Origin of the sequence: Aeromicrobium sp. PE09-221, assembly GCF_002174305.1 — a bacterium.
In the GTDB taxonomy this organism is placed as follows: domain Bacteria; phylum Actinomycetota; class Actinomycetes; order Propionibacteriales; family Nocardioidaceae; genus Aeromicrobium.
Genome location: NZ_MIJB01000019.1, coordinates 1 through 25,293 on the forward strand (window position 1 = coordinate 1; position 25,293 = coordinate 25,293).

General features: G+C 68.4%; 26 protein-coding genes and 2 tRNA genes. 18 read left to right on the plus strand and 10 right to left on the minus strand.

Annotated features, from left to right (window positions below):
* The first annotated feature begins 68 nt into the window (after positions 1-68).
* Complete coding sequence (locus BHE97_RS10000) at positions 69-689, plus strand: alpha-ketoglutarate-dependent dioxygenase AlkB (protein WP_087623897.1); 621 nt, start codon at positions 69-71, stop codon at positions 687-689.
* Between the two features lie 91 nt (positions 690-780).
* Here the strand turns inward: BHE97_RS10000 and BHE97_RS10005 are convergent, their stop codons facing one another.
* Together BHE97_RS10005 and rpmB are read right to left on the minus strand one after the other, a co-directional pair.
* Positions 781-2,193: an amidase gene (locus BHE97_RS10005; protein WP_087623898.1), complete on the minus strand. Its 1,413-nt coding sequence runs from the start codon at positions 2,191-2,193 to the stop codon at positions 781-783.
* A 76-nt stretch (positions 2,194-2,269) separates the two neighbouring features.
* On the minus strand, positions 2,270-2,455 hold the full coding sequence (gene rpmB, locus BHE97_RS10010; protein ID WP_087624033.1) for a 50S ribosomal protein L28: 186 nt from the start codon (positions 2,453-2,455) through the stop codon (positions 2,270-2,272).
* A gap of 130 nt (positions 2,456-2,585) precedes the next feature.
* Between rpmB and BHE97_RS10015 the strand changes: the two genes are divergently transcribed.
* The 4 genes from BHE97_RS10015 (at position 2,586) to coaD (ending at position 7,434) form a co-directional block, all read left to right on the plus strand.
* Complete coding sequence (locus BHE97_RS10015) at positions 2,586-4,181, plus strand: DAK2 domain-containing protein (protein ID WP_087623899.1); 1,596 nt, start codon at positions 2,586-2,588, stop codon at positions 4,179-4,181.
* A complete protein-coding gene (gene recG / locus BHE97_RS10020; RefSeq protein WP_087623900.1) occupies positions 4,181-6,322 on the plus strand; it encodes an ATP-dependent DNA helicase RecG in 2,142 nt (713 codons plus the stop codon). Before BHE97_RS10015 ends, recG begins: the two co-directional genes overlap by 1 nt.
* Entirely contained in the window at positions 6,319-6,873 is a 555-nt protein-coding gene (gene rsmD, locus BHE97_RS10025; RefSeq protein WP_087623901.1) for a 16S rRNA (guanine(966)-N(2))-methyltransferase RsmD, read from the plus strand. The genes recG and rsmD overlap by 4 nt, the downstream gene beginning before the upstream one ends.
* 81 nt (positions 6,874-6,954) lie before the next feature.
* The gene (gene coaD / locus BHE97_RS10030; protein WP_087623902.1) at positions 6,955-7,434 is read left to right on the plus strand and encodes a pantetheine-phosphate adenylyltransferase; all 480 of its coding nucleotides are present in this window, start codon (positions 6,955-6,957) and stop codon (positions 7,432-7,434) included.
* On the opposite strand, the gene dinB is transcribed toward coaD, so the two are convergent.
* Positions 7,419-8,588 (minus strand): DNA polymerase IV, encoded by a 1,170-nt coding sequence (dinB, locus tag BHE97_RS10035; RefSeq protein WP_087623903.1) that lies wholly within the window; start codon positions 8,586-8,588, stop codon positions 7,419-7,421. The genes coaD and dinB overlap by 16 nt on opposite strands.
* A 301-nt stretch (positions 8,589-8,889) precedes the next feature.
* Between dinB and BHE97_RS10040 the strand changes: the two genes are divergently transcribed.
* The 6 genes from BHE97_RS10040 (at position 8,890) to dnaG (ending at position 14,766) form a co-directional block, all read left to right on the plus strand.
* Positions 8,890-9,414, plus strand: a complete 525-nt coding sequence (locus BHE97_RS10040; protein WP_087623904.1) for a YceD family protein — start codon at positions 8,890-8,892, stop codon at positions 9,412-9,414.
* A gap of 2 nt (positions 9,415-9,416) precedes the next feature.
* Positions 9,417-9,602 (plus strand): 50S ribosomal protein L32, encoded by a 186-nt coding sequence (gene rpmF / locus BHE97_RS10045; protein ID WP_087623905.1) that lies wholly within the window; start codon positions 9,417-9,419, stop codon positions 9,600-9,602.
* A 10-nt stretch (positions 9,603-9,612) separates the two neighbouring features.
* A complete protein-coding gene (rnc, locus tag BHE97_RS10050; protein WP_236757630.1) occupies positions 9,613-10,311 on the plus strand; it encodes a ribonuclease III in 699 nt (232 codons plus the stop codon).
* Entirely contained in the window at positions 10,295-11,146 is an 852-nt protein-coding gene (gene mutM / locus BHE97_RS10055; RefSeq protein WP_087623906.1) for a bifunctional DNA-formamidopyrimidine glycosylase/DNA-(apurinic or apyrimidinic site) lyase, read from the plus strand. Before rnc ends, mutM begins: the two co-directional genes overlap by 17 nt.
* Before the next feature lie 489 nt (positions 11,147-11,635).
* Entirely contained in the window at positions 11,636-12,862 is a 1,227-nt protein-coding gene (locus BHE97_RS10060) for a deoxyguanosinetriphosphate triphosphohydrolase (protein ID WP_087623907.1), read from the plus strand.
* A 17-nt stretch (positions 12,863-12,879) separates the two neighbouring features.
* The gene (dnaG, locus tag BHE97_RS10065) at positions 12,880-14,766 is read left to right on the plus strand and encodes a DNA primase (protein WP_087623908.1); all 1,887 of its coding nucleotides are present in this window, start codon (positions 12,880-12,882) and stop codon (positions 14,764-14,766) included.
* Between the two features lie 170 nt (positions 14,767-14,936).
* On the opposite strand, the gene BHE97_RS10070 is transcribed toward dnaG, so the two are convergent.
* From BHE97_RS10070 to BHE97_RS10085, 4 genes are all read right to left on the minus strand, one after another.
* Positions 14,937-15,012, minus strand: a tRNA-Asn gene (locus BHE97_RS10070).
* 31 nt (positions 15,013-15,043) lie between these two features.
* Positions 15,044-15,625 (minus strand): sigma factor, encoded by a 582-nt coding sequence (locus BHE97_RS10075; protein WP_087623909.1) that lies wholly within the window; start codon positions 15,623-15,625, stop codon positions 15,044-15,046.
* Between the two features lie 67 nt (positions 15,626-15,692).
* A complete protein-coding gene (locus tag BHE97_RS10080) occupies positions 15,693-16,436 on the minus strand; it encodes a PIG-L deacetylase family protein (protein WP_087623910.1) in 744 nt (247 codons plus the stop codon).
* 64 nt (positions 16,437-16,500) lie between these two features.
* Positions 16,501-16,574: transfer RNA gene (locus tag BHE97_RS10085), tRNA-Met, on the minus strand.
* 99 nt (positions 16,575-16,673) lie between these two features.
* Between BHE97_RS10085 and BHE97_RS10090 the strand changes: the two genes are divergently transcribed.
* Together BHE97_RS10090 and BHE97_RS10095 are read left to right on the plus strand one after the other, a co-directional pair.
* The gene (locus tag BHE97_RS10090) at positions 16,674-16,856 is read left to right on the plus strand and encodes a hypothetical protein (RefSeq protein ID WP_087623911.1); all 183 of its coding nucleotides are present in this window, start codon (positions 16,674-16,676) and stop codon (positions 16,854-16,856) included.
* A gap of 3 nt (positions 16,857-16,859) precedes the next feature.
* Positions 16,860-17,321: a hypothetical protein gene (locus tag BHE97_RS10095; protein WP_087623912.1), complete on the plus strand. Its 462-nt coding sequence runs from the start codon at positions 16,860-16,862 to the stop codon at positions 17,319-17,321.
* Here BHE97_RS10095 and BHE97_RS10100 read toward each other — a convergent pair.
* Positions 17,309-17,611: a GNAT family N-acetyltransferase gene (locus BHE97_RS10100; RefSeq protein ID WP_087623913.1), complete on the minus strand. Its 303-nt coding sequence runs from the start codon at positions 17,609-17,611 to the stop codon at positions 17,309-17,311. The genes BHE97_RS10095 and BHE97_RS10100 overlap by 13 nt on opposite strands.
* 98 nt (positions 17,612-17,709) lie before the next feature.
* Between BHE97_RS10100 and BHE97_RS10105 the strand changes: the two genes are divergently transcribed.
* A complete protein-coding gene (locus BHE97_RS10105) occupies positions 17,710-18,228 on the plus strand; it encodes a DUF3145 domain-containing protein (RefSeq protein ID WP_087623914.1) in 519 nt (172 codons plus the stop codon).
* A 23-nt stretch (positions 18,229-18,251) separates the two neighbouring features.
* On the opposite strand, the gene BHE97_RS10110 is transcribed toward BHE97_RS10105, so the two are convergent.
* Entirely contained in the window at positions 18,252-19,454 is a 1,203-nt protein-coding gene (locus tag BHE97_RS10110; protein WP_087623915.1) for a helix-turn-helix domain-containing protein, read from the minus strand.
* A 147-nt stretch (positions 19,455-19,601) separates the two neighbouring features.
* Between BHE97_RS10110 and BHE97_RS10115 the strand changes: the two genes are divergently transcribed.
* The 4 genes from BHE97_RS10115 to BHE97_RS10130 are packed head-to-tail and all read left to right on the plus strand — an operon-like array spanning position 19,602 to position 24,579.
* Positions 19,602-20,591: a polysaccharide deacetylase family protein gene (locus tag BHE97_RS10115; RefSeq protein ID WP_087623916.1), complete on the plus strand. Its 990-nt coding sequence runs from the start codon at positions 19,602-19,604 to the stop codon at positions 20,589-20,591.
* A 36-nt stretch (positions 20,592-20,627) separates the two neighbouring features.
* On the plus strand, positions 20,628-22,154 hold the full coding sequence (locus tag BHE97_RS10120; protein ID WP_087623917.1) for an AMP-binding protein: 1,527 nt from the start codon (positions 20,628-20,630) through the stop codon (positions 22,152-22,154).
* Positions 22,151-23,011, plus strand: a complete 861-nt coding sequence (locus BHE97_RS10125) for an enoyl-CoA hydratase (protein WP_087623918.1) — start codon at positions 22,151-22,153, stop codon at positions 23,009-23,011. Before BHE97_RS10120 ends, BHE97_RS10125 begins: the two co-directional genes overlap by 4 nt.
* Positions 23,008-24,579 (plus strand): AMP-binding protein, encoded by a 1,572-nt coding sequence (locus BHE97_RS10130; RefSeq protein WP_087623919.1) that lies wholly within the window; start codon positions 23,008-23,010, stop codon positions 24,577-24,579. Before BHE97_RS10125 ends, BHE97_RS10130 begins: the two co-directional genes overlap by 4 nt.
* A 155-nt stretch (positions 24,580-24,734) precedes the next feature.
* Here the strand turns inward: BHE97_RS10130 and BHE97_RS10135 are convergent, their stop codons facing one another.
* Positions 24,735-25,259 (minus strand): hypothetical protein, encoded by a 525-nt coding sequence (locus BHE97_RS10135; protein WP_087623920.1) that lies wholly within the window; start codon positions 25,257-25,259, stop codon positions 24,735-24,737.
* Positions 25,260-25,293 lie beyond the last annotated feature (34 nt).

Consider the following 25,293-nt stretch of genomic DNA (forward strand, 5'->3'; position numbering starts at 1 on the left):
TCCATACGTCACACTCAACGGGCTCCGCCACGTTAGAACATCTGTTCGATCAGGCGTACGATGGCGACATGTGGTTCCAGGGGTCGCTATTGGACGGGGCGCCCGAGGTGTCCGTCGGCGAGCTCGGGTCCTCGGTGGAGCGGGTGGAGCTCGACCGCGGGGCCTGGGTCGATCTGCGGTACGGCTGGCTGAGCGGGGCCGATCAGCTCTTCGCGACATTGCAGCAGGCGGTGCCGTGGCGTGCCGAGCGGCGCGAGATGTACGAGCGCGTCGTCGACGTGCCACGTCTCCTGTGCCACTACCGCGAGAACGATGAGTTGCCCGATCCGGTGCTGGTCGAATGCCGCGAGATGCTGAGTGCCCACTATGCCGACGAGCTCGGTGAGACCTTCGCGACCGCCGGGCTCTGCTACTACCGCGACGGTCGGGACTCGGTCGCCTGGCACGGCGATCGCATCGGCCGCGGCGCGCACGAGGACACGATGGTCGCCATCCTCTCGCTGGGCGAGCACCGCCGGCTGAGCCTGCGCCCCCGCGGGGGAGGTCCGCAGCTCGGCTACACGGTCGGCCACGGGGATCTGCTCGTCATGGGCGGATCGTGCCAGCGCACCTGGGAGCACGCCGTCCTCAAGACGGCGCGTGCCGGCCCCCGCATCAGCGTCCAGTTCCGCCCCCGGGGCGTGCTCTGACTCATCTGGGAATATCTGGTGCCGGTGGGTGGGAAAGGTCGACGGGCTGCCGCCATGGGCGGAGCCGCTCGCGACGATCGCGAGGCGTGTCTCAGTCCTGGATGCGGGCGAAGGGTTCGGCGGCCTCGAGCTCGTAGGCCAGTTCGAGCAGGGTGCGCTCGTTGGCGTGATCGGCGGAAAAGTGGATGCCGATGGGGAGTCCCTCCGAGCTCTGGGCGAGGGGCAGGCTGATCGCGGGCCCGCCGGCGGCGTTGTTGAGCGGCGTGAACGCGACATAGTGCACCAGCCGGTCGAAGATCTGCTCGAACTCCCCGGCCGGGTCCAGATAGCCGATACGCGGCGTGGTGTGCGCCAGGGTGGGCGAGCAGATCACATCGACCCGGTCGAAGGCCCGGTGATAGCGCTTCGCGCTGCGGGAGAGGGCGGCAATCGCTCCAGGCGTGCGCCAGGCATTGCGCAGGAAGCCCCGCGCGAGGCCGATGGTGAACGGATCGAGCTCGGCCGGTTCGAAGGCGGTTCCGAACATCTTCTTGCCGTTCTTGGCGATCGCAAAGGCGAGCATGCTCCAGTAGTGGGTGAAGTGCCCGATGAAGGAGCGGTCCACCGGCAGCGGCACGGGTACCACGTCGTGGCCGAGATCCGTCAGCAGTTCGACGGTCTCGTCGAGAGCTCGCGCGGTGTCGACATCGAGTCGGTTGCCGGTGATGGGGGTGTCGATCAGGCCGATGCGCAGACGTCGCTCGGAGGGCCCCTCGACGAGACCGAGGAAGGGCATGCGCGTCGTGGGACGATGACGTTCGGCGGCGGCCAGGAAATGCGCCGTGTCGCGGACGGTGCGGGTCACCACGCCATTGGAGATCAGATCGACGGGCATTCCCTGTGCCTGGGCGGCCTTGACGAGGCGGTCGCGCGTCGGCTTCAAGCCCACCAGCCCGCACGCGGCCGCCGGGATGCGGATCGAGCCCCCGCCGTCGTTGGCGTGCGCGATCGGCACCGCTCCGCCCGCGACGAGCACCGCCGCTCCGCCGGAAGAGGCTCCGCAAGAGTACTCCGGATTCCAGGGATTGCGAGTCGGCGGGCCGTCGTCGAACTCGGTGGTCGCCGTCAGGCCGAAGGCGGGCAGGGTCGATGCGCCCAGCACGTTTAGTCCGGTGGAGAGGAACTGCTCGGTGAACGGCTCGTTCGCCAGCTCCGCGCGACGCGGGGTGGCCGCCGACCCATGCCGCGTGGGGATGCCGGCGAAGGCGGTGTTGTTCTTGATATACGTCGGGACACCGGCGAAGGGGGCGTCCGCGCGCCACGGAGCATCGACCGCCCTCTTGACGCCGCGCTCCCGGTCGTCGAAGGCGACGGGAGAGAGTTCGACGAGGGCATCGACCCGTGCGCTGGCGGCTTCGGCGGCCTCCCGAGGACTCAGATCCCCAACGCGGAGGGCGGCAGCGAGGCCGACGGCATCGAGATCGCCGAGGGCATCGTCGGTGAAGGCGTGGATACGGTCAGGCATGTGCCCGACGATAGAACAGAAACGGCGATCGCGAGGTGCGATCGCCGTTCTCGTCTCACCGGGAGACCGGGTGGGGTCAGCGAGTGACCTTGCCAGCCTTGATGCAGCCGGTGCAGGCGTTCAGCCGCGTCGGCGTTCCGTCGACGACGGCGCGCACGCGCTGGATGTTCGGGTCGAAACGACGCTTCGTGCGCCGGTGCGAGTGCGAGACGTTGTGGCCGAACCCGGGGCCCTTACCGCACACATCACAGACCGCTGCCACAGCGACCACTCCTGAAATCTCGTTGATGACTGTCGAAAATCGGCGCCTGCGCGACATGAGATCGGCAGACAACCTCTCTAGGATAGCCGACGGTGCACACGGGACGCGAATCGCCCGCTAACCTCGGTGCATGCCGCTCTCGCTCGACCCGCCGCGTCTGCGCCATTGGGCGGTCGCGTGCGCCCAGTCGGTCGCGTCTGTGCGCTCGGAGATCGATGCCCTCAATGTCTTCCCGGTGCCTGACAGCGACACCGGGACCAATGTCTATCTGACCCTGCAGGCCGGCTGTGATGCTCTCGAGGCCGTGGCCGTCGATGCCTCCGCCGAAGAGGCGGCGCGGGCCTACGCGCGAGCGGTGTTGGTCGATGCCCGCGGCAACAGCGGCGTGATCGTCGCGGAGCTGCTGCGTGCCTGCCTGGAGGCCCTGGTCCAGCACGAGACGGTGACGCCGCGTGGGCTCGCGGGGGCGTTCGGTGCGGCCGCCGCGGCAGCGTACGCGGCCGTCGGCGACCCCCAGGAGGGCACGATCCTGACCGTGGCGAGGGCGGCGGCTGACGGCGCCGCCCGATCCGCTGACGCCGGATGCAGTCCTCGCCAGGTCGTCGAGGTCGCGGCCGATGCCGCGCGCGAGGCGCTTGCGGCCACCCCTGGGCAGATGGAGCTTCTCGCGCGCGCGGGCGTCGTCGACGCCGGCGGCCGCGCGCTCGTCGTGATCCTGGACGCCACCGCCCGTGTCATCTCGGGCCGGACGCCCCTCGCCGTCACTGATCCGGTGACTGCTCCGGCTCCGGCGGCCGCGGTCGACCATGGCGGCGGGGACGGCCCGGGCTACGAGGTCATGTACCTCCTGGACGCCTCCGCCGAGGCTGTCGACGGATTGCGCGAGACGCTCACCTCGTTCGGAGACTCGCTGGTGATCGTCGGTGGGGAGGGGCTCTGGAATGTCCACGTCCACGTCGACGATGTGGGGGCGGCGATCGAGGCCGGTATCGCCGCCGGACGTCCCCACCGCATCCAGGTGACTCACTTCGGTGAGCAGATGCGCCGCGCGGACCACGCGACGCGGCGACGCGTCGTCGTCAGCGCCGTCACCGGTGCGGGCCTCGCGGAGCTGACCCGGGGGGCGGGGGCCGTCGCCGTCGAGTTCAGTGCCGGACGCCCGCTCACCACCGCACAGATGTCACAGGCGATGCATATCCTCGATGCCGAGGAGGTCATCGTCTTGCCGAACCGCAGCGGGCACATCCGGCCCTTCGAGGCTGCCGCCAAGGAGCTCCGCGACGCGGGGGTGCGGGTGGCCGTCCTGCCCACCCACGCTCAGGTCCAGGCCCTCGCGGCGCTGGCCGTGCACGATCCCGGTCGTGACTTCGACGACGATGTCGTCACGATGTCTGCCGCCGCGGCGCACGCCAAGCATGGGGCGGTGACGATCGCCAACGAGTCCGGCATCACGATGGCCGGCCCCTGCGAGGTGGGCGATGTGCTCGGGATCGTCGGGGGCGACTTCGCGGTGGTGGGTCAGGATCAACTGGCGGTGGCCCGCGAGGTGCTCGCCCGGCTGGACTCCGCCGGTGCCGACATGGTCACCCTCGTCGTGGGCGAGGGGTGCCCGGAGGAGCTCGTCTCGCACCTCCAGGATCATCTCGCGGCCGAGCATCCCCATGTCGACGTCATCGTCCACGACGGCGGCCAGGAGAAGTACACCCTCTTCGTCGCGGTGGAGTGATGGTCGATCTCGATACCCGGTTGGGGCCCGTCGTCGGCAAGGCCTCGGCGGACAAACTGTCCAAGACCTTCGGCATGGAGACCGTGGGCGACCTGCTCACACACTATCCACGCCGCTACGTCGACCTGGAGCAGATCGATTCCTTCGCAGACCTGGAAGTGGGGCAGTACGTCACCTTCGTCGCCCAGGTCGTGGACGTCAAGAACATCCCCTTCGGGCCGGGTGGTCGCAAGACCCGCACGCAGGTGCGCATCACCGATGGGCGCCAGTATCTGAACGCGACCTTCTTCAACCAGCGCTGGATCGCCAAACGCACCGAGGTGGGATCGCGGCAACTGTTCGCGGGCGTGGTGGGGGAGTATCGCGGTCAGCCCCAGCTGACCCATCCGGTCATCCGCGAGCTCGGCGACGACAATGCGAGCTTCCAGCGCGGCATCATCCCGGTGTACCCGGCCACCGCATCGATCAGCTCCTGGGAGCTCGAGCGCACGATCGACACGGTGCTCGCGGTGCTCGACCCCCTGCCGGACCCCTTGCCCGGCGAGTTCGCCGAGGTCCGCGGCTGGCCCGACTCCACGACGGCCCTCCACTGGATCCATCAACCGCGCGGCAAGGGCCAGTGGTACACGGCGCAGCAGCGGTTGCGTTTCGACGAGGCCTTCGCGCTGCAGACGGTCTTCGCCCGTCGCCGCCACGCCTTCGACACCGAGACCGCGATCTCCCGCGGCTGGAAGGCCGGAGGGCTGGCGGACCGCTTCATCGACCGGCTGGGATTCGAGCTGACCGATGGGCAGAAGAGCGTCGTCGCCGATATCAGCCAGGATCTGGCGCGCCCCCACCCGATGCACCGCCTCCTGCAGGGCGAGGTCGGATCCGGCAAGACCGTCGTCTCGCTCATCGCGATGCTCCAGGTGGTCGATGCCGGTGCGCAGGCTGCCCTGCTGGCGCCCACCGAGGTGCTCGCGACCCAGCACTTCCACAGCATCACCGAGCAGCTCGGCGATCTCGCCAAGGGCGGCATGCTCGACGGCGTGGAAGGAGCGACCCGCGTGCGGCTGCTGACCGGGGCGATGGGGGCTAAGGCGCGCAAGGAGACGCTGCTGGACGTCATCTCCGGTGAGGCCGGGATCGTGATCGGCACGCACGCCCTCCTGCAGGAGGGCGTCGATTTCGCGGAGCTGGGTCTGCTCGTGGTCGACGAGCAGCATCGATTCGGGGTCGAGCAGCGTGCCGTCCTCGTCGATCGTGCCGAGGTCACACCACATGTCCTGGTCATGACGGCCACACCGATCCCGCGCACGGTGGCGATGACGGTCTTCGGTGATCTGGAGACCTCGACCCTGCGGGAGCTGCCGCGCGGACGGCAGCCGATCCAGACCACGGTGATCTCTCTTGCGGAGCACCCGTCCTGGCTCGACCGGGCCTGGCAGCGGATCCGTGAGGAGGTCGAGAAGGGCCGTCAGGCCTATGTGGTCACCACGCGGATCGGCGATGGCGAGACCGCCTCCTCCGCCGACCCCGCTGCGGCACAGCCGGCGGCGCTCGTCGACGTCTTCGCGGCGCTGAGCGAGGGTCCGCTCGCCGGGTTGCGGCTGGCGATGCTGCACGGGCGCATGCCCGCCGACGAGAAGGATGCTCAGATGGCGGCCTTCGCGGCGGGGGAGACAGATGTCCTCGTCGCCACCACGGTGATCGAGGTCGGGGTCGATGTCCCCAATGCCACGGTCATGGTGGTGCTCGATGCCGATCGCTTCGGCTTGTCCCAGCTCCACCAGCTCCGTGGACGTATCGGTCGCGGTGAGCACGCGGGACTGTGCCTGTTGGTGACCGATACGGCGGGCGACACCCTCGCGAGGGAGCGTCTCGATGCCGTGGCGTCCACCACCGACGGGTTCCGCATCGCTCAGTTCGACATCGATCTGCGACGCGAGGGCGATGTCCTGGGTGCCAGGCAGTCGGGAGGGCGGTCGAGCCTCAAACTGCTCTCGGTCGTCCGACACGAGCGCGTGATCGCCGAGGCACGTGATCTGGCGGTCCGGGTCGTCGAGCAGGATCCCGAGCTGAGCGGGCTCCCCGCACTGCGGCGCATCGTCGACGAGCTCGAAGCCAGCCAGCAGGCCGACTACCTGGAGCGCACATGACCCGCGTCATCGCCGGGCGCTGGGGCGGCCGCCGGCTCGCAACGCCGGGCGGTCAGAACACCCGCCCCACCACCGACCGCGTCCGGGAGGCGATGTTCTCCTCGCTGGCCTCCGAGCTCGGCGGCTGGGAGGGGGTGCGGGTGCTGGACCTCTTCGCCGGGTCGGGGGCGTTGGCCCTCGAGGCTCTCTCCCGTGGTGCCGAGTCGGCCGATCTGGTGGAGTCCCACGCCAAGACGGCGGGTCTGGTGGTCCGCAATGTCCGCGAGCTCGGTGCTGCCTCCGCGCGGGTGCATAGGATGGCCGCCGAGCGCTTCGTCCTGACGCCCCCGGCGGCCCCGTACGACCTCGTCTTCGTCGATCCGCCTTATGCGATGGCGGCCGAAACGCTGCGTGACATCGTCGCGACCCTCGAGATCGGGACGTGGCGCACCGAGGACTCGCTCGTGGTCGTCGAACGGTCATCGCGCGATGCGCCCTGGGAGTGGCCCGATGGGTGGGCCGCTGTGCGGGACAAGGCCTATGGCGAGACCCGGCTTTGGTACGGTCGCTGACATGAGCGAGCGCCAGCGACCTAGAGTCCAGGATGTCGTATGGGCATCTGCGTATCGCGGGTCTTTTGGGCAGGTGCCGGCATGACGAAGGTGGTCTGCCCCGGTTCCTTCGACCCCGTGACCAATGGTCACCTCGACATCTTCCGCCGGGCATCCGCGCTCTTCGACGAGGTGGTCGTCGCGGTGCTGGTCAACGAGTCCAAGAAGGGCCTGTTCGACCTCGACCGACGTGTCGAGCTGCTGCGCGAGGCGGTCGCCGACCTGGACAATGTCGTGGTCGACACCTTCGGCGGGCTGCTGGTGGACTACTGCGCCGGCAACGGGATCTCCGCGATCATCAAGGGCCTGCGCGCCTCGACCGATTTCGACTACGAGCTGCCGATGGCGCACATGAACCACCACCTCACCGAGGTGGAGACGGTGTTCCTGGCGACCGCCACCGAGAACTCCTTCGTGTCCTCGAGCCTGGTCAAGGAGGTCGCCAAGCACGGCGGCGATGTCGCCGCCCTGGTGCCGCCGCATGTGCTGAAGGCGCTGAACGAGGCCTACTCCCGCACGTGAACCGCTCGTCGCAGCGCCCCTGACCCGAAGCGTTCGTGCACGGCGTCCACCGCGGCGTCGAGCCGGCCGGGTTCGCGGTCCTCGAAGGGCAGCGCCAGTTGCTCTCCGTGATCGTCGAGACCGCTGAGCGCGATACCAACCAGCGTGAGTCCCTCCCGCGCGATGTCCGCCCCGCGCGTCAGCAGCAGGCGCCGTGCCGTGGTGAGCAGCTCGCTCGTCTCCTGGGTGGGCACTGACAGCGTCGCGGAGCTGGTCGACCGGCGGAAGTCCCCGAAGCGGAGGCGCAGTGTGACGGTCCGTGCGGTGCGCCGTGCCCGCCGCAGCCGACGCGCGACGCGGTCGACGAGCTCGAGGAGGGCGGCATCGACCTCGGCCAGGGACCGGGTCGCGCGGCCGAGGGCATGCTGCGCCCCGATCGACCGCCGGCTGACGTGAGGATCGACCCGCCGCGCGTCGCGGCCATGTGCGAGGTCGAGCAGATGGCGGGCAGCCGAGGCACCGATGACGGCCTCCACGGCGGACGGGTCCGCGTGGGCGAGGTCGGCCACGGTCGACCAGCCGGCGCGGTGCAGCGCGCCGCTCGTCACCCGGCCGACACCCCACAGCCGTTCCACGGGCAAGGCGTGCAGGAAGCGCCGCTCCTCCGCGGCGGGCACCACGAGCAGGCCGTGAGGCTTGGAGAGTGCGCTGGCGACCTTGGCCAGGTACTTGGTGCGGGCGATCCCGACCGAGATCGGGAGGCCGACCTCGTCCTGGACTCGGGAGCGGAGTGTGCCGGCGATCGTGAGCGGGCGGCCGGTCAGGCGGCGCAGCCCGCTGACATCGAGGAAGGCCTCGTCGATCGACAGCGCCTCGACCACGGGGGTGATGTCGTGGAAGATCGCGAAGACCGCCGCGCTCGCCTCGCTGTACGCGGCGAAGCGGGGAGGACGCACGACCAGGTTCGGGCACAGGCGCAGCGCCTGGCGTCCCGGCATGGTGGTACGGATGCCGAGGGCCTTGGCCTCGTAGCTCGCGGCGAGCACCACACCGCCTCCGACGACGACGGGCCGTCCGCGGAGCGCGGGCTCGTCCCGCTGCTCTACCGAGGCGTAGAAGGCGTCGAGATCGGCGTGCAGGATGCCGATATCGTCGTCGGGGAGTGCCGGGGGCATGGGTCCATGGTGGAGCGAGCCACCGACAGTTCGGCCGGTGCGAGCCCGCCCAGGGTGGTAGGCGCCCGTGGGGCGGTGAGATACGCACGTCTCCTTCTCGTGGGCGGTGGGATACGCACCTCTCGAACGTCACGAGAGGTGCGTATCCCACCGCCGCGCCCGGGCGAGTGGTGCGTAACTCACCGCTCCGGTGGAGGGCTCTTCGGCCGGTGCGAGCCGATTGGTGGTCGTGAGGGCCCTCGCGGTACGATGGTCGTCGGCCTGTTCGCAGGCCGTGTTCTGTTGTGCTCTCGATGAAGGAATGTCCGTGTCTTCGGGTCCCTTGGTGTTCGACACCCAGGCACTGGGGCGTCGCCCCGGTACCGAGAAGACGTACACCCGCACCATCGAGGCGCCGACAGGTCTCGGCCTGGACGTGTTCGGTGTCCCCGAGGGGTCGCCCATCGAGCTCGAGCTTCGTCTCGAAGCGGTGATGGACGGAGTCTTGGCCACCGGCACGGCGTCCGCTCACGCGGTCGGCGAGTGCGTGCGGTGCCTGGACGATGTCGAGGAGGATCTCGATGTCGACGTCCAGGAGCTGTACCTCTACGACGATCCGGGGGAGGACGAACTGGCCCTCGAGGGCGACCTGCTCGACCTCGAGCCCGTGCTGACCGACGCGGTGGTGCTCGCACTGCCGCACAACCCGTTGTGTGATCCGGAGTGTCCGGGATTGTGCCCTGAATGCGGGGCACGCCTCGCGGACGATCCCGATCACACACACGGCGAGGCGATCGACCCCCGATGGTCGGCGCTGACCCGACTGACCGAGCAAACTGAGGAGTAATCGTGGCTGTCCCGAAGCGGAAGATGTCGCGCAGCAACACCCGTCACCGCCGTTCGGCCTGGAAGGCCAGCATCGTGCGGACGGTCGAGTGCGCCAACCCGGCGTGCAACGCCCGGGTGGTCCCGCACCGCGCCTGCGCCGAGTGCGGCCAGTACGGCGCGCGTGGCGAGCGTCGTCAGGTGCTCTGAACTGGTCCACGTGACCGATTCGCTGCGTGATGTCCTCGGGGTCCCCGATCTGGACCCCGGGCTCCTGCAGCATGCCCTGACACATCGCTCGTACGCGTACGAGAACGGCAACGTCCCCAATAACGAGCGCTTGGAGTTCCTGGGCGACTCGGTGTTGGGGTTCGTCGTCACGGAGATGATCTTCCGGCGCCATCCCGATCTGCCCGAGGGGCAGCTGGCCAAGCTCCGTGCCGCGGTGGTGAGTGCCAAGGCCCTCGCCGAGGTGGCGCGGACCCTCGGTCTCGGTGAGCACCTGTTGCTCGGCAGGGGCGAGGAGACCACCGGCGGACGAGACAAGCCGTCGATCCTCTCCGACACGATGGAAGCCGTGATCGGGGCGATCTTCCTGGCCTTCGGCATCGAACGCGTCGCCGAGGTCATCCGCACGATCTTCGAACCCGTCATCGCCGATGCCGCGGCACTCGGTGCCGGGCTGGACTGGAAGACCTCGCTGCAGGAGGTCGCCGCCGACCACGGGCTCGGCGTGCCGGTCTACCAGCTCGAGGGCACCGGCCCGGACCACGACAAGAAGTTCACCGCGAGCGTCGTGATGACCGATCGGGTCTACCACGGTGGTGAAGGCCGTTCCAAGAAGGAGGCCGAGCAGATGGTGGCCGAGATCGCCTGGCGCGCCATCACCGCCGAGATGAGCGATGCCGGAGCTTCCTGAGGTCGAAGTCGTGCGCCGCGGGCTGGACGATCATGTCGTCGGTCGCACGATCGTCTCGGTCGACGTGCTGGACACCCGCTCGGTCCGCCGGCACGGCCCCGGACCCCACGACTTCATCGCCCGACTGCGCGGGCAGCAGGTGCGGGCGGCGCGTCGCCGAGGCAAGTACCTGTGGCTGCCGCTGGACGACGGTGATGCACTGCTGGCCCATCTGGGCATGAGCGGCCAGATGCTGATCTCCGCGCCGGATGTCCCGGAGCCCCGCCACCTGCGCGTCCGGGTCTGTCTCGACGACGGCAATGAACTGCGCTTCGTGGACCAGCGGATCTTCGGCGGGCTGGCGGTGAGCACCGGTGGTGCCGAGCTGCCTGATGAGATCGAGCACATCGCCCGCGATCCCTTGGATCCGCTCTTCGACGCGGCGGAGTTCTCCCGACGGCTGCGGCGACGCGAGACCGGCATCAAGAGGGCGCTGCTCGACCAGACGCTCGTGTCCGGTGTCGGCAATATCTATGCCGATGAGGCGCTGTGGCGCACGCCCCTGCACTATGCCCGCAACACCCGTCATCTGCGGACTCGCGAGATCGACGGCCTGCTGGGACATCTGCGCGATGTCATGGGCGATGCGCTGGACCAGGGCGGCACATCTTTCGATGCCTTATATGTCAACATCAACGGTCAATCCGGATATTTCGATCGATCGCTTCACGCCTACGGGCGCGAGGGCGAGCCCTGCGACCGGTGCGGCACGCCGATGCGCCGCGACTCCTTCATGAACCGGTCGAGCTACTGGTGCCCCCGCTGTCAGCCCCGCCCCCGCAACGGGCGTTGGTGACCTCGGCGAGGGATTGACGGCTGCGTTGATTCTTGTTCGGGCTCGATGCGTGCGAGATAGGCGCGATGCCCGTCGATCAGCAGCTGACGGGCCCGCGAGTAGTCGGTTGTTCGGCGGCGGGATCAGGATCTGCCGGACGTCGTGCCAGGCGAGGGGGTTCTCCTTGTCGCCGGCACCGATGAACAGCAGCCCCGGGGCGAACAGGAAGATCAGCATCCACGGCGCCACCACGAACGCCAGGACGACGAACACCACGATCGCCATCGCGGCCAGCGCCCGGCCGACGACGCTGCTCACTCGTCCCGTTCCACGTATCACGCGAGCCGACGTTACCGGGCCCGCTGCATCTACGCTCGAGGTGCCGAGTCGTGCAAGTTCGCCCTATAAACGCCCTGATGAGGGCGAATTTGCACCACTCGCGGGGCCGCGTCGGCGAGAACGTGAGCTGACGACATCGTCTCGGGGGAACCTCGCGATAGGCTCGGCGCGATGAGCGAGCGGTATGGGCCCGAGGCGCGGGCGCGTTTCGTGGCCGAGGCCCCGAAACGCCCAGGACGCACGCCCTTCGAGCGTGATCGCGCGCGCATCCTGCACTCCTCGGCGCTGCGGCGGCTCTCGGCCAAGACCCAGGTGTTGGGTGCCGGTGTCGACGACTTCGTGCGCAATCGGTTGACCCACTCGCTCGAGGTCGCCCAAGTCGCCCGCGAGCTGGGCAAGGCGCTGGGCTGCGATCCCGATATCGTCGACTCGGCCGCGCTGTCCCACGATCTCGGGCACCCGCCCTTCGGTCACAATGGAGAGACCGCCTTGAACGCCGTGTCCAGCGAGATCGGCGGTTTCGAGGGCAATGCCCAGACTCTGCGGCTTCTCACCCGGCTCGAGGCCAAGACCTTCGCCGCTGATGGCCGCAGCGTCGGGCTCAACCTCACCCGCGCCACCCTCGGCGCCTGCGTCAAATACCCGTGGCGAGGCGGTGAGGCACCGGACGGCGGACCGAAGTTCGGCGTCTACGACGATGATGTCGAGGTCTTCGACTGGATCTGTTCCGGGGCCGAGCGTTTCCGCCGTCCCATCGAGGCGCAGGTCATGGATCTCTCCGATGACATCGCCTACTCGGTGCACGATGTCGAGGACGGTGTGGTGGGAGGCTGGTTCGACCTCGTCGGCGGCCTGGACCTCCCTCGCGTCTTCGCGGTTGCGCGTGACTGGTACGAGCCGGGTGCCGATGACGACCGGCTGGGCGCCGCGCTGGAGCGCCTGCAGGCGATGCCGGAGTGGCCATCGTCCCGTTTCGACGGCGGGCGGGCGTCACGCGCCGTCATCAAGAGCCTCACGAGTGCGCTCATCGGTCGTTTCGCGGTGGCCGCGCAGCGTGCCACCACGGCCCGGTGGGGGCATGGCCCGTTAGTGCGCTTCGAGGCCGATCTGGAGCTGCCGCAGGAGACGGTCGACGAGATCCTCGTCCTGAAGGCGATCGCCGCCCATCATGTGATGATGAGCGCCGATCGCACCGCGCTGCTCGCTGAGCAGCGCGACCTCCTGGGGGCGCTCGTGACCGAACTCGTGAACACAGGCGACAAACACCTCGATGCCGACTTCGTCGGAGACTTCCAGGCCGCGGATGACGATGCCGGCCGATTGCGCGTGGTGATCGACCAGGTCGCGAGCCTGACCGATCTGTCGGCTGTGGGTTGGGCCGATCGGCTCCTTTCGTGACGGCTTAGTATCGGGGCATGGCGCTCATCAAGGACGAGGATATCCAGCTCGTCCGTGAGCGGGTGCGCATCGACGAGGTCGTGGAGCAGTACGTGACCCTGCGCAATGCCGGCGGGGGAGCGCGCAAAGGGCTCTGCCCGTTCCACGACGAGAAGACGCCGTCCTTCAATGTTCGCCCGGCGCAGGGCTTTTACTACTGCTTCGGTTGCGGTGCGGGCGGCGATGCGATCAAGTTCCTGCGTGAGATCGAAGGGTTGTCCTTCGCCGAGGCCGTCGAACGACTCGCGGGCCGATACGGCGTGCAACTGCGGTATGACGAGGGCACCCCGGTCGGGCCGCGCCGCGACCCTGGTCAGCGCCAGCGGCTGCTGGAGGCACACCGGCTGGCGGGGGAGTTCTACCACGAGGCGCTGATGCAGTCCGCTGAGGCGCAACCGGGTCGGCAGTTCGTGACCGACCGGGGTTTCGACCGGGCGGCGGCGGAGATGTTCGCGATGGGGTGGGCGCCGCGCGGTGGCGAGGCACTCGTCGGCCATCTCAAGGGCAAGGGCTTCAGCGACGAGGACCTCATCGTCGGGGGTCTCGCGGCACGTGGACAGCGCGGGCTCTATGACAAGTTCCGTGGACGGCTGCTCTGGCCGATCCGGGAGATCAGCGGCGAGGTCATCGGCTTCGGAGCCCGCCGGATGCTCGAGGACGATCGCATCGAGGCCAAGTACCTCAACACCTCCGAGTCGCCCATCTACAAGAAGAGCCAGGTGCTGTACGGTATCGACCTCGCCCGGCGGCAGATCTCCTCACGCAGTCAGGCGGTCATCGTCGAGGGGTACACCGATGTCATGGCCTGTCACCAGGCGGGCGTCACCACGGCGGTCGCGACCTGCGGCACGGCCTTCGGCGAGGATCACGCCCGCGTGCTGCGCCGGCTGCTGCTCGATCATGACGCCTTCCACGGCGAGATCGTCTTCACCTTCGATGGTGACGAGGCCGGACAGCGTGCCGCGATGAAGGCGTTCTCGGGGGATGAGCAGTTCGCGGGCCAGACCTATGTGGCCGTCGAGCCGCGGGGCATGGACCCGTGCGATCTGCGCCTCGCCGATGGCGACGCGGCCGTCCGCGAGCTGGTCGCCTCGCGTGTACCGCTCTACCGCTTCGTGCTCGACAATATCCTCACCCGTTACGACCTCGACCGCGGTGACCAGCGCGTCGACGCCATCCGCGAGTCGGTCCAGCTGGCATCGGCGATCCGCGACAAGTCGAAGGTCGACGAGTTCCTGCGGGAGATCGCCAGCCGTGTCGGTGCCGATGTCGACCAGGTGCGCCAGGAGTTCCGTTCGGCCAAGCCCGCGGCGACTGGCGGGCGCAAGACGGCCCCGGCGGCGGCCCCCGAACCGCGGACGGCCCCCGCGGCGCCTCCGGGACCGAGCTTCGCAGCCCCGCAGTTCGCCGACGAGCGCGAGGCGCTCAAGGCGATCGTGCAGTTCCCGCATATCGCGAAGCAGCTCACCGACGATATCGGCGAGAACGACTTCACCCATCCGGTGGCGCAGGAGCTGTGGCGCAGGATCGAGGCCCGGGGCCTGCCGGACGGCCCGGACAGCGGGTGGCTGCCGGGCTTGGCCGATAGCCTCGACGAGGGTCTGGGTCGGGTCCTGGGCGTCGCGGCGGCCGAGCCGCTCCACTCCTCGGAGCGCTCGACGCAGGCGGTCGTGGCGGCGGTGCTGGCGCGCCTGCAGGAGTTGACCGTCGCGCGACGGATCGTGGAGGTCAAGTCCAAGCTTCAACGCACCAATCCGCTGGAGGAGTCCGAGCAGTACAACCGGATGTTCGGTGAGCTGGTGGCGCTCGAGCAGCAGCGGCGGGACTTTCGCGAGCGGATCATCGGCGCGATGGAACAGGCCTGACCGAGCGCCCCCGTCAGGGCGGGCGGTGAGCCGGCGTCCGTTCTCGGCGGTGGGCGGTGAGCCAGCGTCCCTCCGTCTGCTCAGATGGACGCTGAGGCACCATCGGTAGGGGAAACAGAGAGAAGGGCAACCGGCTCGACGAGCCTGGTTGCCCTGGTCCTTCGGAGTTCTGGCTCCCCCGGTTGGACTCGAACCAACAACCCTCCGGTTAACAGCCGAATGCTCTGCCAATTGAGCTACAGGGGATGGGCTCCTTGAGGAGCGACCGGTGACGACTCTAGCAGTCCGGCCCTGGGGACCCAACCACCGGGGCGGCCCACTCCCGACGGAGGTGTTCGAGCGCGCGGGCCTCGCGTCGTCGGACCTCGGCGACGGCGAGCCCGAGCCGTGCCGCGACCTCGGCCCGCGACCTCGGATCGGAGCCGGGTTCGAGGCCGAATCGATCTTTCAGGATGCGGGCATCGAACTCGCTCAGGGTGTCGAGCGCGTCGTGGAGTGCACCGGCGTCGGTGGTCGCGGGCTCGGAGACCTCGTCGAGGGGAAGCAGCGAGGGGTGCGGTGGCCGGCGCATCGCTCCGTCGATCCAGGGCCAGGCGAAACTGACCAGCCGGGTGCCGCGGTCGGGGTCGAAGCGGTCCACCGCTCGGATCAGCGCCGCGGTGCCGTCCTGCACGGCATCGTCGAAGTCCTCCGGCCCCACGCGACGGCGCAAGGCGTGCAGTACCACCCAGCGCAGTCCGGTCTCGATCAGCACGCGGCGTGCACGTGGATCACCCTCCCGGCAGCGGACGAGAAGCTCCCTCTCCTCCTCGGCGGACAGCGGGGGAGCTTCGAGCGCGCGGCGGGCGTAGGGCGACATGTGCACACCGTGCCCGCCATCGGATGATCTGTCATCCGTCCCGAACCGTGCCTGTGGACGGCCAGCATCACTCGCCGAAGCTGAGGCGGAACACCTCGAAGGTGGCGGCGTGGCGCACGCCGAGGCGGCGACCCGCGTCACGGGACATGCCCTCGAGGAACTCGGCCGGATCGAACTGCTCCCAGCCCAGCCCCTCGATATAGGCGCGGTGGGCGGCGAGCGACGCGACCCCGGCATCGAAGGTGTCCGTGGTGTCCACCGCGTGCTCGGCTCGGGGGGAACCCGCGGCCCAGACCTCGCGGACCCCGCCCCACGGCTCGAGGCCTTCCTCGGTCAGCTGATCGGTGTGGATCCAGCGGTTCCCGGCATCCTGACAGGCGTGCAGTGTCGCCTGTCCGACGGCGATGTGATCGACCTGATTGGGTGCGGAGCCTCCCCAGGAGTCACGGAAGTTGTTGGTGATGACGATCTCGGGGCGATGACGCCGGATCTCGCGGGCGATCGCGGCACGCAGCGGGATCCCGAACTCGACGATACCGTCGCGCCAGCGCAGGAAGTCGACCGTCTCGACCCCGACCACGGCCGCGGAGTCGCGCTGCTCGGCCTCGCGGACGGGCCCGCACTGCTCGGGAGGCAGTGAGTCGATGCCGGCCTCGCCGCTGGTCACCATGCAGTAGACGACGGACTTGCCCTGCCCCGTCCAGCGCGCGACCGCGGCCGCGGCACCGAACTCGACATCGTCGGGGTGGGCCACGACCACGAGCGCGGACGTCCAGTCTTCGGTCACGGGGGTCAACGCGTCATCGCTCATGGACCCACGCTACGGGGCAGGGGAACCCTTCGCGAGGCCACCGCTCAGGTCTCGATCGACCGAGTAGGGAGTGCGGGGCTCGAACCCGCGACCCAAGGATTATGAGTCCTCTGCTCTAACCGGCTGAGCTAACTCCCCGTGGCGAGAACTATCGGGCCGTCTCACCCCGGCCTGGAGTTCAGTATGGCCCACGGCATCGTGCGCGCGGGATCGGGGCACACGGTTTAGGCTTCGCTCGTGGGCTGGGGATGGCGTGCCAAGGGCGACCTGCGGGCGAAGATCGAGGCGAGTCTGCCTGATGCCATCGAGGTCTTGCGCGATATCGCGCTGAACTCCCCGGACGAACGAGCCCAGGAGCGAGCGCGCGAGTCGTTGGCGAAGTTCGGCATCCCCGTCCAGCCCGAGAGAAAGGCCGACTAGCCGATGTCGGAATCGCGTCCCGCCGTGCTCTTCGATCTCGACGGCACCCTCTGCGACACCCGCTCGATCGAGCATCTGGTCACCGGTGACGAACCCGACTACCGCGCCTTCCATGCCGCATCGGCGAGATGCCCGGCGGATCCTGTGGTGGCGGAAGCCGCGCGTGCGGCGCATCGGGAGGGACGTGCTGTGGTGATCGTGTCCTCACGGGAGTTCATCTGGCGGGACCTGACGATGGACTGGCTCGTGTCCCACGAGATCCCTTATGACGGGCTCTACCTGCGGTACTCGAGTGACTTCCGCCCGGCGGCAGTGGTCAAGGCCGAACTGCTGGGGCACGTCCGAGAGGACGGCTTTCGTCCGGTGGCAGCTTGGGAGAACCACGACGCGATCCTCGACCTCTGGCGTGAGAGCGGCATCGCCGAGGTGCACGATGCCCGCGTCGAGTCCGCTCAGAGCCCGTAGCGGGGCCGCTCGCCGGCGGGAACGAGGGCCACGAGATCGGGACGCCCCACCATCACCTGCGGAATGAACGGGCACGTCGGACGCACCGAGCCCCCGGTGGCGGCGATCTGCTCCAACGTTTCCACCACCAGGACGTGCCCCAGACCACGGCCTCCGAAGTGGTCGAAGATGCGCGTGTGCGGCAGCTCCCAGACATCGCCCCGCCGGACGTAGTCGACATAGCCGGCCAGCTCGTCGTCCTTCCAGAGCTCGAAGCGCGAGGCCTCCGGAACGTGTCGTACAAGGCTCATCGTGGGGTCCTCTCTTGTCGCATCGCGGGGGATGGGTCACAATGAAGGTGGTACGAACCCGTAGGACGCTGGGGAAGGCGACCCTAGGGAGGTACCGCATGAAGTCGATATCGTCAGACGCCCCGATCACCCGGGGTGTGCTTTTCGTGCATTCTGCGCCATCGGCCATGTGCCCGCACGTCGAGTGGGCGGCGGCGAATGTGCTGGGCGACCGTGTCGACCTCGCCTGGTCCGCTCAGCCGGCCGAGCCCGGCACCTACCGCGCCGAGCTGTCCTGGCAGGCCGCCGTCGGCACCGGGGCGGCGCTCGCGTCGGCGCTGCGTGGCTGGGACCTGCTGCGCTATGAGGTCACCGAGGAGCCCACAGCCGGCAGCGAGGGAGCCCGGTACTCCTTCACCCCCGAGCTGGGCATCTTCCACGCCGTCGTCGGCGTCCACGGCGATCTGATGATCCCTGAGGACCGCATCAGGGCGTTCCGCGCGAAGGCCGCGACGGGTGAAGTCTGCATGGACGAGGCGCTCGACGGACTGCTCGGGGCACAGTGGGACGCCGCGCTGGAGCCGTTCCGGCACGCCGGCGACGGCGCTCCGGTGCGTTGGCTGCATCAGGTGATCTGACGGGCCCGGAGCTGACGGAGCGCTCACGCGTCGTCGAGAGCAGGCGTCAGCTCGAGAGCGACACGGAGATTGAGGTCGGCGGGGTCGACCGGCGCGCAGAGGATGACCTCGATCCGCTGGATCCGCTGCGCGACCGTGTTGGAGTGGATCCCCAAGCGCCGAGACGACCGGCTCGGGCTGCCCATGGTCGCCAGGAAATGATGCAGGGTCGGCAGCAACCGGTCCCGGTCCTGATGGCGTAACAGGGGGCCCAGATGGTCCTCCTGGAAGCGGCGGGCGAGCTCGCTGTTCTGGGTGGCGAGGACCTGGACGGCGACATCGGGGAAGCGGATCGTACGTCCGGCGCGGGCCGAGTTCAGGCCGGCACAGAGTACCGCCTCCTGATGAGTCTGGCGGAAGCCTTCGACGCCGCGACGGGGGGCTCCGAGCGCGAGCCCGATTTCCGAGGGCAGCGAGAGTCCGGTGAGCTGCGCGTCATCGGTGGGGCCGCGTGGGGTGAACCACCCGTGAACGGTGTGCGGGTCCTCGAGGACCGCGAGGTGTTGGCTGAGATAGGGATTGAGCACGCGCCTGACCCGCTCGGCCGGCTGCGGATCGCCGCTCGCCTTGGAGCACCACGCGACGTAGCCGATGTGGGTCCCCTCGAGGTGATAGCCGAGAAACTGCTGGAGATCGTTCGGATCGCCCTCGCCCGACAGCACGGCTCGAACGATCTCGTTCTTGCGGGAGTTCCGTTCGCGCAGCACCGTGTCGCGGACACGGTTGTACTCGGCGATGGTCTCTCCGGTCATGGACTGCATGTACGTGAAGAGAAGCACCGATCCGGTCTCCAGCGCCTCCGCTCGTTCGGCGAATCCCAGGTGCCGGCAGGAGCGGAGATGGTCGGTGAACGCGTTCCAGATCGCACCGTGGCCGACCTCGTACGAGCGCAGAAGCGCGGAGAGCGGGGTCCCCGACCGTGCCATGGAGCCGGCGAAGGCGCGCGCCGCCTCGGGGAGTGAGAAGCCCTTCTCGCCACCTGCGAGGAAGGCCTGCATGCCCGGCAGGTGCGAGACGATCGAGTCGCGCAGTGCGTCGCTCGTGCCTTCCGGGCTCGACCGCAGCTCGGGGATCTCATTCCACAGTCGCTCGGCGAGGTCGCCGAAATGCGCATGACCGTGGTGGTCGAGCCAGGCGGCGAAAGGGCGAGAGGTGGCACTTCTCTCGTCTCCGGAGGGGGCGGTCATGACGCCCACTATGGCCGACGGCGGAGGGAGCCGTCCAGCCCTGAATGTGACTGTGGTCACACCACACAGCGAGGTGGCCTGGGGGCATATTGTCCTTCGCCGGAGCCACGCTGAGCATGATCACACGCCTACTCGAAGGAGCACGTCATGTCAGCTGCAACCGAGACGAACGCCGCGGATCCGCTGGACGGCCTCAAGGTCGCGTTCACGGTCGATGACCAGTTCCAGTGGACCGGGATCCCGTTTCCGGCCGGATATGGTCCCGCACGCATCGCGAAGGCCATGATCGGCGCCTTCGCCGAACACTCGGTCCCGGGTGTCTACGCCTTCAACAGCACGGCGCCCGCCGACGATCATCCCGAGTATCTCGACGTCCTCGACGACTGGATGGCGGCCGGCCACTACGTCGGCAACCACACGCACCAGCACATCAGTCTCAATTGGCTCGATGTCGACACCTACCTCCGCGACGTCGAGGCCAGTGAGAAGATCCTGCGGCGCTGGATCGACGCCTCGCCCTCGCGCTACTTCAGGTACTCCTTCGGGATGGAAGGAGACCAGGTCGAGAAGACCGTCCAGGTCCAGACCCATCTCACCAAGACCGGCTTCCTCTCCAATCCGGTGACCTGCTGGTTCTACGACGCTCAGTTCATGGCGGCCTACCACCGGGCCATCGCACTGAACGACCGCGAGGCGATGGCCAAGGTCGAGGATCTCCTCGTGGAAACGGCCATCGATCAGATCCGCCGTCAGGCCACGGCCGCGCGCACGGCGATCGGCCGCATCCCTCCGCAGCTGCTGCTCATCCATGGGACGGCCGTGGCGGGCGCCACCATCGAACGGGTGTGCGGAGAACTGCTCCGTCACGGTATCGAGTTCATCACCTCCGAGGAGGCCATGGCCGACCCCGCCAATGTGATCGGCGCTCCCTACACCACCCGGCAGTTCCGCAACATGACTCAGAAATGGGCTGAGTACGAGGGGTTCAGCATCGATGACATGCCCCCCGCCGTGCTCGCGGATGTCGAACGTATCGCGATGATCGAGGGCGAGTCCTTCGACGAGGTCCTCGGCCGTGCGATCCAGGAATGGGCCACGCGCGTCGACTTCGTCCCCGTTCCGGCCGATTTCCACTGAGCGACCCGTGCCGTCTCGGCAGAACAGGAGGCTTCCATGAGCGACGATCCGTATGTGCAATGCGGTGATGTCCGTATTCCCCTCGCCGATGTCAAGGAGCATGCCGCCCGGCTGGCCACCGGGATGCATCGAGCCGGGATCCGGCATGGCGACCGGGTGGTCATCTACCTGCGCAATGAGATCGGCTTCCTGGAGCTCACCATGGCGACCGCCCTGATCGGGGCCGCCCCGGTGCCGGTCAACTGGCACTGGACCGGTGACGACCTGAAGCACGTGTTGCACAACAGCGGGGCGACACTCGCCGTCGGGCATACCGATCTTATTCCTCATCTCGAATCGCAGGGCCCAGAAGGGCTCATGCTCGTGGAGGCGGAGGTCCCAGAAGCGGTCCGCGATGCGTACGGCCTGGGCGAACAGCCGCTCACAGGGCATCACGCGGTCCTCTCCGACTGGTATCGGCAGGAGCCGTGGTCGGAGCCGGCGCCGCCCGCGCCGATGAGCGTCATCTACACCTCCGGTACCACCGGTCTGGCGAAGGGGGTGTTGCGGGATCCGATCGCACCGGATGTGCTCCCCACCACCCTGAAAAGCATCGCGGAGCTCTACCACCTGCGGACCGCGGAGACGACGATCGTCCCGGCTCCGCTCTACCACTCGGCACCCAATGTGTATACGAGCTTCGCCGCGGCGTTGGGGATGTCGATCGTGATCATGCCGCGCTTCGACGCGGAGGGCTTCCTTCGATCAGTCCAAGAGCATCAGGTCAACACCGCTCACATGGTGCCGACGATGTTCAGGAGGCTGTTGCAGCTCCCGGAGTCGACGCGTGCGCGGTACTCGACGGCCTCTCTGCACTCATTGGTCGTGGCCGGAGCCCCGTGCCCTCCGGACCTGAAAGAAGCCGTGATCGCCTGGCTCGGGCCGATCGTCCACGAGTACTACGGCGGCTCCGAGATCGGCGCGTGGACGGCATGCGACGCCCAGGAGGCGCTCGCCCGGCCGGGAACGGTCGGCAAGCCGATCCTGGACGCCGACATCAAGGTCCTGGACGAGTCGGGCCGGAGCGTGCCGCCGAACACCGACGGCATCATCTACGGCAGGACCTTCACCGGATGGCCGGACTTCACCTATATCGATGACGACGAGAAACGTCGTCGCATGGAGTCCGACGGCTATCTCACCCTGGGCGACATCGGCCGCCTCGACGACGACGGATACCTCTACCTGACCGATCGGCTCAACGACATGGTGGTCTCGGGGGGAGTCAACATCTACCCGGCCGAGATCGAAGCATGTCTGTCGACCATGCCGGCGGTGGCCGATGCCGCCGTCTTCGGCGTGTCCGACCCCGAGATGGGGGAGGCACTCGTCGCCCATGTCCAGGTCCTGCCCGGAGCCCGGATCGACGCCGAGGCCGTCCGCGCTCATGTCGCCGAGCATCTGGCGCGCTACAAGGTCCCACGCGAGGTCGTCATCGTCGATGAGCTCCCCCGCGAGGACACCGGCAAGCTCTTCAAACGCAGGCTCAAGGAGCAGTACGGGAAGAAGGAGGCGAGCGCATGAGCACCCCCTCTGTGCGATACGAGAAGCCCGAGTCCGGCATCGCCCGGATCGTCCTCAATCGCCCACAACAGCGCAATGCACAGAACACCCAGCTCCTGTACGAGCTGGACGCGGCATTCATGGAGGCCGCACAGGACACGGAGGTGAAGGTCATCATCCTCTCCGCGGAGGGGCCGGACTTCTCCTCGGGCCATGACGTCCGCGAGGAGCATCCGATGCCGCCGGGGCCTCCGGTGGCATCGCTTGAGGGCGGCTTCGCCGCCGACGGCGTCGAAGGACGCCACGCCTTCGAATGCGAGGTCTACCTGGGGATGTGCCGACGGTGGAGGGACCTGCCCAAGCCGACGATCGCTCAGGTACAGGGCCGTTGCATCGCCGGAGGTCTGATGCTGATCTGGCCCATGGACCTCATCGTCGCCGGCGAGTCCGCGCTGTTCTCCGATCCCGTCGTCGCGTTCGGGTTGAACGGGGGTGAGTACTTCGCCCACGGATGGGAGGTCGGCCCCCGTAGGGCCAAGGAGATGCTCTTCACCGGAGAGCCCATGACCGCAACGGACGCGTACCGGCTCGGCATGGTGAATCGTGTCGTGCCCGATGAGCAGCTTGCCGGTGTCGCGCTGAGCCTGGCCCGCAAGATCAGAGCCATGCCGGCATACGGGCTCCGGCTCGCGAAGGCCAGTGTGAACGCGGGTGTCAAGGCCCAGGGCCTCGACAGCGCTCTCGATTCGGCCTTCGGGCTGCACCTCACCGGCCACGCGAATAACTTCCACCGGCACGACGGCCTGATAGATCCGGAGGGTCTGCAGGTGATCCGTGCCCTCGCGAGCAGCCGTCCGACCGGGGAGGACAGCCGATGAATCACGACTCTCAGAGCGCCGTCGACGAATGGTTGTCGGTCTACGGCGTTGAGGACGCCGATGCCGCGGAGCTGCTGTGCGACCGGCACGATCCACGCGCGGTCGCGTTCACCTTCGTCCGTCCGGGAGACGACGGGCGCATCTGCGATGTGCAGACGCTGCGTTTCGGTGAGCTGGCCGATGAGTCGCGAAGACTCGCGACCGTGCTCCACCGGAGGGGCGTCTCACCGGGGGACCGCGTGCCCGTCTTGCTGACCAAGCGGAGGGAGCTCATCGTGGCGCTGCTGGCCCTGTGGAGGCTCGGTGCGGTGCATGTGCCGTTGTTCACCGCCTTCGCGACCGGGGCGGTCGAACTGCGCGTCCGGGCCTCCGGAGCATCGCTGGTCATCACCGAGCCGTCGCAGCTGGCCAAGATCGAGCCACTGGACGCCGTCGAGACGCTGGTGGTTGGCGAGGAACTGGACCGGCTCGTCGCGGAGAGCGGCCCCTGGCAAGACACCGTCTCGATCGGTGGTGACGGCATCCTCGTCCAGCTGTACACCAGCGGCACGACGGGACCCCCCAAGGGAGTTCCGGTGCCGCTGCGAGCGCTCGCTTCCTTCTGTAGCTACATGCACTACTCGGTGGACCTTCGTGGCCACGATGTCTATTGGAACGCCGCCGATCCCGGATGGGCCTACGGGCTCTACTACGCGGTGATCGCACCGCTGGCACTCGGGCGGGCGTCCGTCCTCGTCGACGCTCCGTTCAGCCCGAAGACCACGCATAAGGTGATCAGTGAGCTCGGGGTGACCAACTTCTGCGCCGCCCCGACGGTGTATCGGGCGCTGAGCAGATCGGGCCTGTTCGAGGGCAACCGGAGCCTTGCCCTGCGATGCGCCTCGTCGGCAGGAGAGCCCCTCACTCCTGATGTCCTCGAATGGTCGGCGACGGCCCTGGGCACAGAGGTCCGCGACCACTACGGGCAGACGGAGCTCGGGATGGTGATCTGCCACCACGCTCATCCGGATCTCCGCGAGCCGCCCGAGCCGGGTTCCATGGGACGGCCCCTGCCGGGGTTCGCTATGGGCATCGTGGACGGGGAGATCGCCGTCGACGTGCCCGCCAGCCCGCTGATGTGGTTCACCGGATATCAGGATGACCCGGAGAAGACCGCGGAGCGGTTCGACGAGGACGGGCGCTGGTACCGCACGTCGGACATGGGGCGCCGGGATGACGACGGCCGCTACTACTTCACCGCGCGCAACGACGACGTGATCCTCGCCGCGGGTTACCGGATCGGCCCGTTCGACGTCGAGAGCGTACTGAGCACGCATCCCGCCGTCGCGGACGTGGCCGTTGTCGGCCGACCCGATCCGGAGGGGATCCGCGGGGAGGTCGTGGAGGCCTTCGTCGTCCTCACTCCCGGGACGCAGGCGTCCGCCGAGCTTGAGCACGAACTGCGGTCCATGGTGCGCGAACAGTACTCCAAGCACGCCTACCCTCGTACGATCCATGTGGTCGAGGAGCTGCCGAAGACCCCCAGCGGGAAGGTGCAGCGGTATCTGCTGCGTCGGCGTCAGGCTTGAGGGAAGCGAGCAGTCCAGATGAGAATGCCCTCGTACGGCTCAGCTGTCGTGACGCGGTCCGCCGGGCAACGAGTCCGCCTGGCATGACGTCCACGGGGGATCCGGTGAGCGTCCTCGCGGCCGCCGAGTGACGCTCGTCTTCGGGCGCGATCTGATCAGCCGATCGTCACCGTGACCTCGGGGGTGGTCTCCTCGCCACCGGCGACGATCATCCGGAACTTCCGTTCGCCGGTGCGGGATGTGTAGACGACGGTCTCGAAGCGTCCCTCGGCATCGACGGTCGTCGTGACCGGGAAATCGTCCCACGGTCCGTCGCCGTCGCGCACCTGGACCTGCAAGGTGGTGCCCTCATCGACTCCGGGCATGAGGCCGTTGAGACCGAATCGCTGACCCGGGGGGACCTGATCGCGCTCGGCGAACAGCTGCGGTTCGGGTGTGGCGGGCTCCTCCTCGTCGGTCTCTTCCGGCTCCTCCGTCGGGGTCTCCTCCTCGGTGGGGGTCGGGCTGGGCTCGGCCGTCAACGGCGGAAGATCGGCACCGGTGATGCCGGTCGCGGTGAACACGGTGGCCCCGAGCAACCCGAAGGCGATGCCGATCGCGGCCCCGACGACCGCCATCCAGGTGATGGCGCGCACGGCGGGCTGCTTGACCTCGTGGAGGTCGATCTGATCATCGTCCACGGCATGATTCTACGGTGCGAAGCCCTATGGGCAT

Bases quoted from the DNA above. Each gene is read 5' to 3' on its own strand.
- BHE97_RS10115 (WP_087623916.1), top strand. From the start codon at position 19,602: ATGTCAGCTGCAACCGAGACGAACGCCGCGGATCCGCTGGACGGCCTC.
- BHE97_RS10105 (WP_087623914.1), top strand. From the start codon at position 17,710: ATGAAGTCGATATCGTCAGACGCCCCGATCACCCGGGGTGTGCTTTTC.
- BHE97_RS10095 (WP_087623912.1), top strand. From the start codon at position 16,860: ATGTCGGAATCGCGTCCCGCCGTGCTCTTCGATCTCGACGGCACCCTC.
- coaD (WP_087623902.1), top strand. From the start codon at position 6,955: ATGACGAAGGTGGTCTGCCCCGGTTCCTTCGACCCCGTGACCAATGGT.
- BHE97_RS10100 (WP_087623913.1), bottom strand. From the start codon at position 17,611: ATGAGCCTTGTACGACACGTTCCGGAGGCCTCGCGCTTCGAGCTCTGG.
- dnaG (WP_087623908.1), top strand. From the start codon at position 12,880: ATGGCGCTCATCAAGGACGAGGATATCCAGCTCGTCCGTGAGCGGGTG.
- rsmD (WP_087623901.1), top strand. From the start codon at position 6,319: ATGACCCGCGTCATCGCCGGGCGCTGGGGCGGCCGCCGGCTCGCAACG.
- BHE97_RS10080 (WP_087623910.1), bottom strand. From the start codon at position 16,436: ATGAGCGATGACGCGTTGACCCCCGTGACCGAAGACTGGACGTCCGCG.
- BHE97_RS10015 (WP_087623899.1), top strand. From the start codon at position 2,586: ATGCCGCTCTCGCTCGACCCGCCGCGTCTGCGCCATTGGGCGGTCGCG.
- BHE97_RS10005 (WP_087623898.1), bottom strand. From the start codon at position 2,193: ATGCCTGACCGTATCCACGCCTTCACCGACGATGCCCTCGGCGATCTC.
- BHE97_RS10130 (WP_087623919.1), top strand. From the start codon at position 23,008: ATGAATCACGACTCTCAGAGCGCCGTCGACGAATGGTTGTCGGTCTAC.
- BHE97_RS10075 (WP_087623909.1), bottom strand. From the start codon at position 15,625: ATGTCGCCCTACGCCCGCCGCGCGCTCGAAGCTCCCCCGCTGTCCGCC.
- BHE97_RS10120 (WP_087623917.1), top strand. From the start codon at position 20,628: ATGAGCGACGATCCGTATGTGCAATGCGGTGATGTCCGTATTCCCCTC.
- BHE97_RS10125 (WP_087623918.1), top strand. From the start codon at position 22,151: ATGAGCACCCCCTCTGTGCGATACGAGAAGCCCGAGTCCGGCATCGCC.
- dinB (WP_087623903.1), bottom strand. From the start codon at position 8,588: ATGCCCCCGGCACTCCCCGACGACGATATCGGCATCCTGCACGCCGAT.
- recG (WP_087623900.1), top strand. From the start codon at position 4,181: ATGGTCGATCTCGATACCCGGTTGGGGCCCGTCGTCGGCAAGGCCTCG.
- BHE97_RS10000 (WP_087623897.1), top strand. From the start codon at position 69: ATGTGGTTCCAGGGGTCGCTATTGGACGGGGCGCCCGAGGTGTCCGTC.
- BHE97_RS10110 (WP_087623915.1), bottom strand. From the start codon at position 19,454: ATGACCGCCCCCTCCGGAGACGAGAGAAGTGCCACCTCTCGCCCTTTC.
- BHE97_RS10040 (WP_087623904.1), top strand. From the start codon at position 8,890: ATGTCCGTGTCTTCGGGTCCCTTGGTGTTCGACACCCAGGCACTGGGG.
- BHE97_RS10060 (WP_087623907.1), top strand. From the start codon at position 11,636: ATGAGCGAGCGGTATGGGCCCGAGGCGCGGGCGCGTTTCGTGGCCGAG.
- mutM (WP_087623906.1), top strand. From the start codon at position 10,295: ATGCCGGAGCTTCCTGAGGTCGAAGTCGTGCGCCGCGGGCTGGACGAT.